Genomic DNA, 13,456 nt, shown 5'->3' on the forward strand with positions numbered 1-13,456 from the left:
CGGGCAAACATGGTCAACGTATTAGTCATCGGGTCCGGGGCGCGTGAGGCCGCCCTCGGTCGTGCGTACCTCGCCTCGCCTCAAGTCGATCGGGTCTACGTGGCCCCGGGCAATCCCGGCATGGCGCTGATCGGGCTGACGCCGGTGGCCATCGACGTCATGGCCTTCGACGCGCTGATTGCCTTTGCCAAGGCGCATGTGGCCCTGACCTTCGTCGGCCCCGAGCAGCCGCTGGCCGCCGGCATCGTCGACGCCTTTGAGGCCGCCGGACTGCCGGTGTTTGGCCCGACTCGGGCCCTGGCGCGACTGGAGAGCTCTAAGCAGTTCGCCAAGGCCTTCATGGCCCGGCATCACCTGCCAACCGCCAAGGCGACCGTCGTAGCGGAGCTGGCGGCCGGGCAGGCGGCGCTTGCCGGCCACGCCTTGCCGGTGGTGATTAAGGCCGACGGGCTGGCGGCCGGCAAGGGCGTCGTGGTGTGTGAGACCGAGGCGGCCGCCGTGGCGGCCCTGACCCACGCGCTGGCCGGCGGTGACCAGCCCGTGCTCATCGAGGATTACCTGGCGGGGCAGGAGGCGTCGGTGCTGGCGATGTTTAACGGCCGCACGCGCGTCTTGTTCCCACTGGCGCAAGACCACAAGCGCCGCCTAGCCGGTGACGCCGGCCCCAACACCGGCGGCATGGGCGCGATCAGCCCGGCCCCGCAGTTCACCGCCGCACAAAACGAGCAGGCGACGGCGCTGGTTGACGCGACGCTGGCCGGGATGGTCGAAGACGGCCTGAGCGGCTGCGGCGTGATCTACCTGGGGCTAATGTTCACGGCCGCCGGCCCCAAGCTGCTGGAGTACAACGTGCGGTTCGGTGACCCCGAGACCCAGGTGCTGCTGCCGCAGGTCCAAAACGATTTTTACGCGCTGACCCAAGACCTCCTGGCCGGTCGCGCCCAGCCGCTGCAGCTCGACGGTCGCACTTACTGCGGCGTGGTCGCCGTTCATCCGGCCTACCCAGGCGATGTCAGCGCGGCCCTGCCGGTGGTGACGCCACCGGCCGCGGCGCTTGACTACTGGCTGCCGGCGGGGGTGAGCGGCGCCGCCAACGCGCTTGAAACCGCCGGTGGCCGGGTGTTCACCGTGATCGGGGCTGGTCAGACGCTGGTCGCCGCCCAACTTCAGGCCTACGCCCGGCTGGCCCCGCTTTTGGGCCAGCTGGCGATGCGCCAAGACATCGGCGACAAGGGCCGCCACGTGGCCGGCAGGGCGTGAGGTGCCGACTTTTGATTCCGCAACCGGGTGGCGGTGGGCCACCCGGTTTTTGGCGTGTCATCCCCCACATTTTGTGTCTGCGTGGCGGTCAAGACTACATCTTGCGGTGAATCTGTGGTAGCATGGAACTCAGAAATGGAGTGAGTGCTGTGCCCAAAACATTACCGAATGATCCCAAGCCGATGGAGTGGCTGGCCTCCGACTGGTCGCAGGGCTACGTCGCCAGCTACAAGCCCTTCACCTTCGTCGACGGCGAAGGGGTGCGTTGCAGCATCTACGTGTCGGGCTGCAAGTTCGCCTGCCCGGGGTGTTACAACAAGGTTGCCCAAAACTTCCACTACGGCAGCCCCTACACCCAGGAGCTGGAGGATCGCATCATCGAAGACCTCGGCCAAAGCTACGTGCAGGGGCTGACGCTTCTGGGCGGCGAGCCGTTCTTGAACACCGCGGTGTGCCTGCAGCTGTGCCGCCGGGTGCGGGCCGAGTTCGGCCACACCAAGGACATTTGGAGCTGGACCGGCTACAAGTGGGACGAGCTGTTGCAGGATTCGCCGGACAAGCTGGCGCTGCTGGACCTGCTGGACATCTTAGTCGACGGCCGCTTTCTTGAGGCCCAAAAGGATCTGACCCTGCAGTTTCGCGGCAGCCGCAATCAGCGCATCATCGATGTGCCGGCGTCGCTTGCGGCCGGCACCGTCAAAATCTGGCCACGGCTGGTTCGCTGACCGGCCTGATCGTCGCAGCGTGACGGCGCCGTGCCGCGCCGTCACGCTGCGATTCCTCGCGCCAGCGCGGCAATCAAAAACCCGGCCCCCTCGTTGTGTCTTGACGAGGGGGCCGGGTTTTGGTGTTCGGTCAATGTTTCAGCTGGGGCTTGGTCAGGGTGCTGCCGCTTTCGCCGTAGTAGGCCAGGTGGGGGAAGTGGAGCGTCACCGTGGTGCCGGTGCCGACCGTCGAGGTGATGGTCAGGTGGTGGCCCAGCTTCTCGCTCAGCCGGGCCGCCAGGTACAGGCCCAGGCCCGTGGACTTTTGGTTGGCATTGCGGCCGTTGGTGCCGGTGAACCCTTTTTCAAACACGCGGTGCAGTTCGTCTTGGGGGATGCCGATGCCCGTGTCTTGCAGGGCCAAGGTGACCGCGTCGGTGCCGGCCGCGATGGTCGCCACCAGCTTGCCGCCCGAATCCGTGTACTTCAAGGCGTTGGAGATGATCTGGGCGAGAATGAAGCCCAGCCACTTGCTGTCGGTCACCACCGTCGCGTCGCCTTGGGCCTCAAAGCTGATGTGACGGGCGATGAAGCTGTTGCGCTGGGCGACAATCGCCGCGTCAAGCACCGGGCGCAGCCGGTACTCGCGCAGCAGGTAGTCCTTGGAGAAGCTGTCGAGGCGCGAGTAGTAAAGCACCTGCTCGACGTAGTGGTCAATCGCGTCCAGCTGCAGGGCCATGTCGTCCAGCGGCTTCTCCGGGGCCTGGCCATCTAGGCTGTCGACCAGCAGGGTGCTGGCGGCCAGCGGCACCTTGATTTCGTGAACCCAGGAGTCGATGAAGGCCTTTTGATCCGCCTGGGCGGCCAAAAGCGCCGAGCGGTCCTGCAGATGCGCCTGCAAGACGTGGTTGTAGGCCGTCACCACCGCCTGCTCGCGCCGGGTGCGGGCGGCCGGCAGCGGCCAGTCCAAGGCGTTTTGACCGGCGGCCGCGCGGTCTTCCAGCTGGCGCTTGAAGCGCCGCTCAAGCCGCGCTTGCCACCACACGGCAAAGGCGGCGGCGAGTAGCGCCAACGCCGCCATGTAGACCAAGGTGCTGGCATTCACCCGCTGGCCGGGATCAAGCCAGATGCCAAAGCAAAAGAGAATCAGGCCCAGCACAAACAACAGGAGCTGGCCGACGTGGTCCCGCAAGTAATCGCGCATGTTGACCTCCTTGTCAAGGGACGATGTAGCCCTGGCCGACCTTGGTTTCGATGTAGTCTGGCAGTCCGGCGTCAGCAATCTTGCGGCGCAGCCGGTTGATGTTGACCGTCAAGGTGTTGTCGTCGACGAAGCGCTCGTCTTGCCACAGGTCCTTGAGCAGCCGGGAGCGGCTGACCGTGGTGCCATGGGCCCGCATCAGAATTTGCAGCAGCTTGTACTCGTTTTTGGACAGGTTGATCTGCACGTCACCGACCGCGGCCATGCCATTTTGCAGGCTAAGGGTCAGCCCGTTGTGGGTCAAGGCGTCGCCGGCGGCATCGCCGTAGTTGTAGGTACGGCGCAGCAAGGCGTTGATCTTGGCGATCAGCACCTCGATGGCAAAGGGCTTGTTGACGAAGTCGTCGGCCCCGAGGTTCATCGCCATCACCATGTCCATGTTGGTGTTGCGGCTGGAGATGAAAATCACCGGCACTTGGCTGGTCGCACGAATCTGCTGGACCCAGTAGTACCCGTCGTAGACCGGCAGGTTGATGTCGAGCAGCACCAGATCCGGCTTGGCCGCGGCGAATTGCGTCCCGACGGTGTTGAAGTCGGTGACCGTGACCGCCTCAAACTGCCACTTCGTCAAGGCGTTGGCGATGAGCTCAGAAATGGTGTGGTCGTCCTCCACAATCATGATTTTAAACATTGGCTACCTCCGATTACCTCCATGTTACTGGTAAAACATGTTTCAAACAAGTCTGGTAAAATGAGGGGGACGCCTGCATTCGTCGCAGGCGGTGAAGGGAGCGCTTATGCGAGTCGTGCGTGTGGAACACCTCAGTAAAATCTACGGCCACCGGTTCAACCGAGTGGCGGCCTTGAACGACCTGAGCTTTGGCATCGATGCCGGGGAGTTCGTCGGCATCATGGGGCCCAGCGGCGCCGGCAAGTCCACGCTGTTGAACCTGTTGGCCACCATCGACACCCCGACCAGCGGCAGCGTCTGGGTGGCCGGCACGGAGCTTGCGACCATGAGCGAGTCTGCGATGGCCGCTTACCGCCGCGAGCAGCTCGGCTTTATCTTTCAGGAGTTCAACCTGCTGCCCGATCTGACGGTGGCCGACAACATCACGCTGCCGCAGACCTTCGTGCCGCCGCGGCCCAAGGACCTCGATGCCCGGCTGGCCCACATCGCCGACACCCTGGGGTTGACCCGGCTGCTCGGACGCTACCCGGATCAGCTTTCTGCCGGCCAGCGCCAGCGGGTGACGGCGGCCCGGGCGGTTTTGGGCAAGCCCAGCCTGATTCTGGCGGATGAGCCGACCGGCAGCCTGGATTCGATGGCGGCGACGGAGCTGTTGCAGTACCTGACCAAGCTGAACCTCGAGGAGGACGTGACCATTTTGATGGTGACCCACGACGCCTTCACCGCGAGCTTTTGCAACCGGATCATTTTCATCCGCGACGGGGCCTACTTCGCCGAGGTCACCCGGCGCGGCAGCCGGCAGCAGTTCTTCAACAGCATCATCGACATGGAAGCGACCATCAATGGGGGAGGGCGGCACCGTGCGGCAGTTGATCAGACGTGACTTGAGGCGCCACGCCACCACCACCTGGCTGTTTGCCTTGATGGCCGGGGCCATCATCGCGGTGCTTTACGCGGTGCTTGCGATGACCGAAGACCAGCGGCTGATGGCGCGGCTGGACGCCGGCGCCTTGACGCCGGACATGGTGCCGGCGTTTTTGGTGTTCACCGTCGTCGTGATCTTGCTGTTCACCATCGTGTTTCTGCTCTACATGAACGCGGTGCTGGTGGCCCGGCGCGACCGCGAAATCGGGGTCTACCGCCTGCTGGGGCTGTCGGCTCACCGGGTGGGGGTCAGCCTGGTCGTGCAGGCCCTGATCCAGGGGGCGGTGGCGCTTGGCGTCGGGCTGACCCTTGGGGTGTTATTGTCCAAGTTCTTCGTGATGGGGCTGGTGCGGCTGATGGGGCTTGGCATCACCACCGGGCTGTTGTGGTCGCCCCGGGCGGCCCTTGAGCTGGTCGCGCTGTTTGCGCTCGTCTACCTGGTGCTCGGGGTCATCAACGCGCTGTACGTCACCGCCAGCCCCCTGAAGCGGCCGCTGTGGCGAGCCGGCCAAAACCCCGTGCTTGAGCCCTTGACGGGGTGGCGCGTGGTGTGGGCGCTGCTCGGGGTGGTGCTGCTTTTCGGGGCGCATGTCGGGGCCTACAACCTGATCGGCTGGACGTACCGGCTGAACGACGCGCGAAGCCTTTTTCTGCTGTGGGGCGGCATCATCATGGCGGGGCTTGTCGGCACCGCCATGATGTTTCGCCACACGCTGCCGGTGGTGGTCGCAGCGCTGAGCCAGACGCGGCTCAAGCGCCGGGCCACCGCGCTCTTGGCGCTGGTGGATCTGCGCCGGCGGCTGCGCAACAACAGCCAGTCGCTGTTTTTGACCACGATGCTTGCGACGTTGACCATGACGGTGCTGGGGTCCGGGGCGATGCTGTACCAGTTCAGCCAGGCGACCGTGCAGCAGTCGATCGCCATGGACGCGGTGGTGTCCACCCACGGCCGCACCGCCTTCATGAAAAAGCTGCAGCCAAGCTGGGTGCAGCGACACGTGACGCTCGACACGAAGCTTGCGGCCGGTCAACTGGCCAGCGCAGCCGATCCGGACGGCGACCGCACGATTTACAACGTCATCGCCCAAAGCGCCTACCGCCGGGTGCAGCGCGACCAGCCCGACCTGCCGAACGTCGCCTTGAGCGGTGATCAGGCGCTGCTCGTCGTTTACGGCCGGGCCCTGATGCAAAACACCTGGCTGAAGCACCGCTCGGGCTGGCGGGTGCGGCTTTCTCGCACCAACACCGCGCTTGCGGTCACCCAGTTCACCAGCCGCTACCCGCTGGGGGCCGATGCCTACTTCGACCGGGCCTTGGTGGTGCCCGATGCCGTCTACAACGCCTTAGCGGCCCCCACGGATGTGCTGCACGGCTATGCGCTTCGGCACGAGGCCGCAGTGGGGCACTTCCTGGCGGCGCTTGATGCGGCCGACCCGGCGGATTACGTCTCCTTTGACCAAGCGGCTTTGAAGGGCAAAAAAGCACTGCGCCAAAGCAAGACGGCCAAAGAGGCCGCGCAACTCTCGCGCAGTGCGGTAAACTTGAGGCGGCCGATGGTCAAGGTGATGAACGCGACCTTTGGGCTGGGGCTCTTCATTGCGGTCTTGACCGGCTTCGTGTTCCTGGTCGCGACCGCCAGCATCTTGTTGATGAAGCAATTGCTGGTTAAGACCCAAACCGAAAGCGCCGGTGCCACGCTGCGCCAGCTGGGGATGCCCGAGGCGAGCCTGCGCCGGGTGCTGTGGCTTGAGACGCTGACGGTGTTTTTGCTGCCGCTGGCCTTTGGCACCGTCAACACCGGCCTGGTCGTGCGGCTGATCGGCATCATGCTGGACGACCCCGGCGTGGGCATGGTGGCGCTGGTCATCGCGGTGTTCGCAGGTGTCTACCTGGCCTTTGCCGGCCTGACGGTGCGGCTATCGCTGCTTGCGCCAGGCTCGCGCCGCTGATCAGGCGGTTGGCGTTTTTTTGAACAGATCGGCCAAGGTCAGCGGCCGCTTGTCCTCGCCCTCGTCTGGATCCGGCTGTGTGGCGTCAGGGTCGCTGATGCGGTAGGCGGCCTCGTGATAGCCGAGCCCCTGGCCGGCCAGCTTGACGAACGGTGTCAGCGGGGCCCAAAGCGGGCTGCCCTTGGCGGCGAACACGTCGAGGCGCCGCTGCCAGGCCGAAAGCAGCACGAATTCAAGAATCTTGCTTTGGGTCTGAAGCAGCCACATGCCCTCCAGGCCGCCTAAGCGGTCGGACTGCTCGACGAGCTTGCGTGCCTCGGCGGCAAAAATCGGCGCGTCGTCCTTGCTCAGCCGAAAGTAGGCGACGTGAACGTAGCCGGTCTCGGGCAATGCGCCTTGGGAAGCCAGCACCGTGCCGCGCATCGGCGCCGCGAAGTTGGCGGTGCCGCTGGGATCCAGCAACGCGCCGCTTTGACCCTGCACCAGGCCGTCCAACAGCAGCATGTGCTGCGGGTTTTGCCGCAGCAAACGCTTCAGGTAATACCGTGTCCCCAGCGTCATTTGTACTTTCTTGGTCATAAGACCACCTCCAAACCAAGTCTAACACGCTTTCATTCCGGAAAGGGGAAATTGAACCGATGAAATTAACAATTTTGGGTTATTACGGGGGCTACCCCGACCACGGGGTTGGCACCAGCGCCTACTTGGTCGAAAGCGGGGACTACCGCCTGCTGATGGACTGCGGCAGCGGGGCGCTGCTTGCGCTTGAACAGGTATGTCCCCCCGAGCTGCTGGATGGGGTGTTGCTGACCCACTACCACCACGACCACGCGGCCGACGTCGGGGTGCTGCAGTACTACTACCAGCTGCACCAAGACGACCAAAAAACGCTGCCGCTGCCGCTATACGGCCACACCAAGGACCCCCTGAACTTCGCCGCGTTGACCTTCGGCGACTTCACCCGTGGGGTCGGTTACACGGCCGACACCACGCTTCACCTCGGGCCGCTTGAGCTGACCTTCCTTGAAACCGAGCACCCGGTGCCGGCCTTTGCGGTGCGCATCCGTGAGGTCGCAACGAACAAGGTGCTGGTCAACACCTCAGACACACGGGCCTTCCCGGCGCTTGCGCCCTTCGCCCAAGGCGCCGATCTGTTGATGGCCGACACCAACTTCTTGGCCGATCATCCCGCACCGCTGTGGCACCTGACGGCCACGCAGGCCGGCGAGCTGGCTCAGGCCGCCGGGGCTAAGGCACTGCTTTTGACGCACCTGCCGCAGCAGGTGGCGCTGCCCAAGCTCCTGGCCGAGGCCCAGGAGGCGGCCGGTGCGGTACCGACATTACTGGCTTCAACCAAAAAAGTAATACACATTTAAGTTGAAAATTATTTTTCGGTTTTAGGCAAGAAGAGCGGGGTGGCAAGACGCCGGGCCTGGTAGGCCTTTTGCTCGATTCGGCCGGCCGTCACCGCGTCAACGATTGCCGGGACGAACGACTGTGCGAACAGCTTCCCACAAAAATAATTTTTCAAATGTGATTGTTTACGCTTACTTCAATCCTTTATAATTAACGGGTAGACAAGTTGGATTCGACCCGCACAGATTGGAGCGATAGCTATGATCCTGTTATTCACATCCCCGAGTTGCACGTCCTGTCGCAAGGCACGGCTGTGGTTGAACGCCCGGCACATTGCGTATCAGGAACGCAACGTGGTGGCGGATCCGCTGCAGCCGGAAGAACTCAAGCGGATCATGGCGATGACCGAAGAAGGCACCGCCGAGATCATCTCAACTAGGTCCAAGACGTTCATGGAGCTGAACCTCGATCTCGAGTCTTTGACCACCAACCAGCTCATTGCGCTGGTGGTCGCGCATCCCGGGCTGCTGCGGCGGCCGATCATCATGGATGAGAAGCGGCTGCAGGTGGGCTTCAATGAAGACGAGATGCGCCGCTTCCTGCCGCGCGAGGTTCGCGCCGTCGAGCTACAGCAGGCGCAGCTGCTCGCCGGTTTTTAGCCAGCACGACCTTCTAACAGCACCGGCTGGCGTCGGTGCTGTTTTGGTGCGGCGAGGGTGGCTGCCAGGCACAAACACTTGTATTTAGTCAGTGAGACGCTTGCATTCTGGCAAGGGGACGCGTAGAATGTCCAAGCGATGGGACTTTCACAGTCACCATATTTGCTGGCAAAGTGAGGTGCAATCATATGGAAATGGAACGCATCAACGACAACACGATTCGCGTCTTACTGGGCAACGAGGACCTTGCCGAACGCGGCATCACGGTTTTGGACCTGCTGGGCAACCACAAGCAGATTGAAAACTTCTTCTACAGTATTCTGGACGAGGTCGACCAGGACCACAGCTTCTCCACCGACGCGGCGGTCACCTTCCAGGTGATGCCAAGCCAGTCCGGGCTCGAGCTTCTGATCAGCCGCTCGCAGCAAGGTGCGGACGACGAAGACGGTGCGGACGACCAGGCAGAAGATGCACCGGACACGGATATCGGGGTGCCGGACTTCATCCGCTCGCAGCTCAACCAGCTGGACACCGCCGATGAGGATGCCTCGGACGAGGGTAGCTACATCTCCGTCAATGACGAGGGCAAAGAGGAACTGGTGCTTGAGCTCGGCGACTTCGAGGCCTTCATCGGCCTGGCGCAGGCGCTGAGGCTCGAGGGCGCGTCCAGCGACCTTTACAGCTACAATCACCACTACTACCTCGTGTTGACCTTCTACCCCAACCACGTCACGCCGGAAGACGCCAAGGATCAGATTGCGGTGGCCCTAGAGTACGGCGACAAGGTCGCGATTTCAAGCGCTGTGCTGTCCGAGTACGGCGAGCTTTTGATGCCGACCAGCGCCTTGGAAACCGGTCGGTACTACTTCAAGTAACCACCCGCGGCGAATCGATGATTCGCCGCTTTTTTTGACGCGGTGCTGACGGTTGACGCCGCCTTGTCAAAATGGTTAGATGAAGGCGGCGCCGCGATGGCGGCGTATTCCCGACCAGCAATTGGTCGAACAAAGGAAGACGAACATGGCAAAAGAAGTCCGGTTTCACAGCGTGTTTGACATTATCGGGCCGGTGATGGTGGGGCCCAGCTCCTCGCACACCGCCGGCGCCGCCAGGATTGGGAAGGTGGTGCGCAACATTTTCGGCGAGCAGCCGGAGCGCGTCGACATCTACCTGTATGAGTCCTTCGCCAAAACCTACCGCGGCCACGGCACCGACATCGCGCTGGTCGGCGGTCTCTTGGGCATGAACCCGGACGACCGGCGGCTGCCCGACTCGCTGCGTCTGGCGCATGAGGCCGGCATCAAGGTGACCTTCGTGCCCAAAAGCGACAAGGTCGACCACCCGAACACCGCGCGAATCGTTTTGAAGAAGGGCAATCGGCAGCTATCCGTCCTCGGGGTGTCGATCGGCGGTGGCAACATCCAGATCTCCGAGATCAACGGCTTCAAGATCACGCTGGCGATGGGGACGCCGACCTTCGTCACCGTTCACCAGGACGTGCCGGGAATGATCGCTGCGGTCACCAACGTCTTGAGCGCCGCCAACGTGAACATCGGCACGATGACTGTCACCCGCGAGGCCAAAGGCGACAAGGCGATCATGATTCTCGAGGTGGACGACCGCCGGCCCGACCTGGCCGCGGCGCTTCGCGCGTTGCCGCATGTCGATAACGTCACGTACTTTGAGTAGGAGGGTGCCATGTTTAACACAATCAAGGCGTTAGTTGAACAAAGCGCGGCCTACCCTTCGGTGGCCGCCTTCATGGTCGCGACCGAGGCGCAGACCAGCGGTCGCACCCCGGCGCAGATTCGCGCCATCATGGGGCGCAACCTCGACGTGATGGCCCAGTCGATCGATGAGGGGATTCAAGGGGTGAAGTCGGTCACCGGGTTGACCGGCGGCGATGCCAAAAGGCTGCACCAGTACCTCGAAAACGGCGACTTTTTCCTCGGGGACACCGTGCTTGAGGCGGTGCAAAACGCGGTGGCCGTCAACGAAGTCAATGCCAAAATGGGCCTGATCTGCGCCACCCCGACCGCCGGCAGTGCCGGGGTGGTGGCCGGCTGCCTGGTGGCGGTGACCCAAAAGCTTGCGCTGACCCGTGAGCAGCAGATCGACTTCCTGTTCACCGCCGGCGCCTTCGGGTTGGTGATTGCCAACAACGCCGGTATCGCCGGGGCGGAAGGCGGCTGTCAGGCCGAGGTCGGCTCGGCCAGCGCGATGGCCGCCGCGGCCTTAGTCTGCGCCAAGGGCGGGACCGCCGACATGGCCGCCCAGGCGGTCGCGATGTCGTTGGCCAACCTGATGGGCCTGGTCTGCGACCCGGTGGCCGGGCTGGTCGAGGTGCCTTGCGTCAAGCGCAACGCGATGGGGGCCAGCCAGGCCTTCGTCAGCGCCGACATGGCCCTGGCCGGCATGCGCTCGGTGATTCCCCCAGACGAGGTGATCGCCGCGATGGATCAAGTCGGCCGGCTGATGCCATCGGTGTTCAAGGAAACCGCGGAAGGCGGCCTGGCCGCGACGCCGACCGGCCAGAAGCTGCGCCACCAGATTTTCGGGGATTAGCCGGTCCAAGTGGTCGGCCCAACGCTGGCCCAGTCGCGGTGGTGGCCGAGCTTAAAAATTGACGGCTGCGGTGGCAGGGCTTACACTGGCTTTGGATGATTATTCTAGGACAGGGAGGCGGCCAAAGGCCTTGGTCGCTGTTACGTCCACTGCCCCAGGGGGAATGGCCGGGAGATAAGCATTCCCAGTACCCCCGCCCATACCAAGCCAATTCTGGCTTTCAACACACGTGTTTTCGCGTTACGGCTCCCCTCGATGGGACCGAATACCAGGGTGAACGCCACCACCCACGCGCAGTGTCACTGGCTCTCCTACTCGCTTGCGAGGTAGCTGCGGAGAGGCTCGGCGCGTGGCTTGTTCCAAGCGGCCGCAAGATACACCAGCGGCCTTGCACCAACCACCGGCTATCGTAGCCAGCCAATCAAAAGACCGAGGCTGCCGCGGGTTTTGGACCCGCGGTGGCTTCGGCGCGTCCGGCGCAGTCGCTGCGCCGGACTTTTTGGTGTCTGGCGCCAAAAAGACCCCTGCCGCAGATTGCGGCAGGGGCAGGGGGCGTGAAAGAATCAAAGGGTCTTCAGCTGGCCCTTGAAGTCCTGAATCGTGGCGTGACCCTTGGCGGTCATTTCGGCCTCAAGCTCCTGGGTCAACCGGGTGAAGGCTGGCAGGCCTTCTTTTTGCAGCACGGTGCCGAGTGACACCAGGCTGGCGCCGCACAGGATCAGCTCGTAGACGTCGCGGCCGGTGGTCACGCCGCCGGTGCCGATGATCGCGATGTCGTCGCGCAGGCGCTGGCGAAACGCGCGGACGTTGGCCAGCGCAATCGGCTTGGCGTAGGCGCCGCCGATGCCACCAAAGCCGCCCTTGGGCAGAATCAGTGCGGTGTCGGTCGAAGCATCGATGGCCAGGCCGTTGCCCAGCGAGTTGATCGAGTTGATGAAGGTCAGCGGGTAGCGGTTCAACAAGGCGGCCATCGCGTCGAACTGGGCGAGGTCAAAGAACGGCGGCAGCTTGATGCCGGCCGGCTTCTTGAAGACCTTGAACAGGTCGTCCAGGATGCGCTCGGTGGTGGTCAGGTCGTAGGCAATCTGCGGCTTGCCCGGCACGTTGGGGCAGCTGAGGTTGAATTCCGTCAGGCCGGTGAAGTCACTGGCCTGAATTACCGCGGCCATCTCGGCGTAATCGGCCGGGCCGGTGCCGGCGATGGAGAGAAAAATCGGCTGGTCGGGGTGGGCCGCCTGAAAGGCAATCGCGTAATCCAGGTAGTAGCGAAAGCCCTTGTTGGGCAGGCCCATCGAGTTGATGGAGCCCAACTCAAGGCTGGCGTAACGCGGGGCCGGGTTGCCGTCGCGCGGCTGCAAGGTGCCGCTTTTGGTAACCAGGGTGCCGGCCGGGCTCTGGGCGACCTCGTCCAGCTCCGCGGCGGTCATGCAATGCACCCCGCTGGCGTTCATCAAAACGTTGTTGAACTGAAAGTTTCCAATCGATGTGTGTAAGTTGACCACGGTATCGCTCCTTTGGGTGGGTTGACAGGTCCATTACCCGTCATTAAAGCACAAAAAAGCCGGTTTGACTAGTAAAAGCCGAACCGGCGCTGCAAAATCGCTGCAGAATAACGTTGGTGGCACGAAAAACCGATGAACTACGGGCAAAACGTTCGGAAACACGCGGCTACAGCGCCGCGAGGTCCCGTGCGTGGGCGACCAGGTGGGCCAGCCGGTCGCCCTGGCGGCGAATCTCGGCCGGGCCGGCCTGGGGCAGGGTGAAGTGCGTGGTCATTTTGTGCGGATCAAAGTCCGGCGTCGCGCTGACCAGCGAGTAAAAGACGTTCTCGTCTTCGCTTTCGGGAATCTGGCGCAGCGTGTAATCGCTCACCTTAGCGTCTTCCGGCAGGTGCAAGAGGAAATCGGCGAGGACGCGGTAGGCGTAGTAGACGGTTTCCTCGTAGGTGACGCCAACGGCCTGGGCGTGGGGGACGTTCACAAAGTTGATCTCGTAGCCGTGGGCGGTTTTGGCGTTGCGCGCGGCGAAGTAGAATCGTTGGGTCGTCTTAACCATTGGGGTCCCATCCTTTCATTACTCAACATTATAACGCGGTTAAAAAGTCTGTGCAAGTTATTAAGATTCTTTAATCAAATGACAGCGCCACC

The 13,456-nt window shown here is 63.2% G+C and carries 14 protein-coding genes; 9 read left to right on the forward strand and 5 right to left on the reverse strand.

Annotation, left to right across the window (positions count from 1 at the left end):
• The first annotated feature begins 9 nt into the window (after window positions 1–9).
• Together purD and nrdG are read left to right on the forward strand one after the other, a co-directional pair.
• The gene (gene purD / locus ACYVRZ_RS09440; RefSeq protein ID WP_461226366.1) at window positions 10–1,260 is read left to right on the forward strand and encodes a phosphoribosylamine--glycine ligase; all 1,251 of its coding nucleotides are present in this window, start codon (window positions 10–12) and stop codon (window positions 1,258–1,260) included.
• A 182-nt stretch (window positions 1,261–1,442) separates the two neighbouring features.
• The gene (nrdG, locus tag ACYVRZ_RS09445; protein WP_461226487.1) at window positions 1,443–1,985 is read left to right on the forward strand and encodes an anaerobic ribonucleoside-triphosphate reductase activating protein; all 543 of its coding nucleotides are present in this window, start codon (window positions 1,443–1,445) and stop codon (window positions 1,983–1,985) included.
• 130 nt (window positions 1,986–2,115) lie between these two features.
• Here nrdG and ACYVRZ_RS09450 read toward each other — a convergent pair whose 3' ends face one another.
• On the reverse strand, window positions 2,116–3,168 hold the full coding sequence (locus tag ACYVRZ_RS09450; RefSeq protein WP_461226367.1) for a sensor histidine kinase: 1,053 nt from the start codon (window positions 3,166–3,168) through the stop codon (window positions 2,116–2,118).
• 13 nt (window positions 3,169–3,181) lie between these two features.
• Complete coding sequence (locus ACYVRZ_RS09455; RefSeq protein ID WP_461226368.1) at window positions 3,182–3,856, reverse strand: response regulator transcription factor; 675 nt, start codon at window positions 3,854–3,856, stop codon at window positions 3,182–3,184.
• A gap of 106 nt (window positions 3,857–3,962) precedes the next feature.
• Here ACYVRZ_RS09455 and ACYVRZ_RS09460 point away from each other — a divergent pair, with 106 nt between their 5' ends.
• Entirely contained in the window at window positions 3,963–4,739 is a 777-nt protein-coding gene (locus ACYVRZ_RS09460; protein WP_461226369.1) for an ABC transporter ATP-binding protein, read from the forward strand.
• Window positions 4,717–6,729 carry an FtsX-like permease family protein gene (locus tag ACYVRZ_RS09465; RefSeq protein ID WP_461226370.1) on the forward strand — a complete coding sequence of 671 codons (2,013 nt, stop codon included), beginning with the start codon at window positions 4,717–4,719 and terminating at the stop codon, window positions 6,727–6,729. The genes ACYVRZ_RS09460 and ACYVRZ_RS09465 overlap by 23 nt, the downstream gene beginning before the upstream one ends.
• Here ACYVRZ_RS09465 and ACYVRZ_RS09470 read toward each other — a convergent pair whose 3' ends face one another.
• Window positions 6,730–7,308 (reverse strand): hypothetical protein, encoded by a 579-nt coding sequence (locus ACYVRZ_RS09470; RefSeq protein ID WP_461226371.1) that lies wholly within the window; start codon window positions 7,306–7,308, stop codon window positions 6,730–6,732.
• A gap of 59 nt (window positions 7,309–7,367) precedes the next feature.
• Here ACYVRZ_RS09470 and ACYVRZ_RS09475 point away from each other — a divergent pair, with 59 nt between their 5' ends.
• The 5 genes from ACYVRZ_RS09475 to sdaAA all read left to right on the forward strand — a co-directional run bounded on the left by ACYVRZ_RS09475 (window position 7,368) and on the right by sdaAA (window position 11,309).
• Window positions 7,368–8,105, forward strand: a complete 738-nt coding sequence (locus tag ACYVRZ_RS09475) for an MBL fold metallo-hydrolase (protein WP_461226372.1) — start codon at window positions 7,368–7,370, stop codon at window positions 8,103–8,105.
• Between the two features lie 240 nt (window positions 8,106–8,345).
• Window positions 8,346–8,744 carry a transcriptional regulator Spx gene (gene spx, locus ACYVRZ_RS09480; RefSeq protein ID WP_262314871.1) on the forward strand — a complete coding sequence of 133 codons (399 nt, stop codon included), beginning with the start codon at window positions 8,346–8,348 and terminating at the stop codon, window positions 8,742–8,744.
• 188 nt (window positions 8,745–8,932) lie between these two features.
• Window positions 8,933–9,619 carry an adaptor protein MecA gene (locus ACYVRZ_RS09485; RefSeq protein ID WP_461226373.1) on the forward strand — a complete coding sequence of 229 codons (687 nt, stop codon included), beginning with the start codon at window positions 8,933–8,935 and terminating at the stop codon, window positions 9,617–9,619.
• A gap of 145 nt (window positions 9,620–9,764) precedes the next feature.
• Window positions 9,765–10,433: an L-serine ammonia-lyase, iron-sulfur-dependent subunit beta gene (gene sdaAB, locus ACYVRZ_RS09490; RefSeq protein ID WP_461226374.1), complete on the forward strand. Its 669-nt coding sequence runs from the start codon at window positions 9,765–9,767 to the stop codon at window positions 10,431–10,433.
• Between the two features lie 9 nt (window positions 10,434–10,442).
• Window positions 10,443–11,309, forward strand: a complete 867-nt coding sequence (sdaAA, locus tag ACYVRZ_RS09495) for an L-serine ammonia-lyase, iron-sulfur-dependent, subunit alpha (protein ID WP_461226375.1) — start codon at window positions 10,443–10,445, stop codon at window positions 11,307–11,309.
• Between the two features lie 563 nt (window positions 11,310–11,872).
• Here sdaAA and ACYVRZ_RS09500 read toward each other — a convergent pair.
• Window positions 11,873–12,811, reverse strand: a complete 939-nt coding sequence (locus tag ACYVRZ_RS09500; RefSeq protein WP_461226376.1) for a dihydroorotate oxidase — start codon at window positions 12,809–12,811, stop codon at window positions 11,873–11,875.
• 166 nt (window positions 12,812–12,977) lie between these two features.
• Window positions 12,978–13,364: a hypothetical protein gene (locus tag ACYVRZ_RS09505; RefSeq protein ID WP_262314866.1), complete on the reverse strand. Its 387-nt coding sequence runs from the start codon at window positions 13,362–13,364 to the stop codon at window positions 12,978–12,980.
• Between the last annotated feature and the right edge of the window lie 92 nt (window positions 13,365–13,456).

The organism is Lacticaseibacillus suihuaensis, from assembly GCF_054785075.1.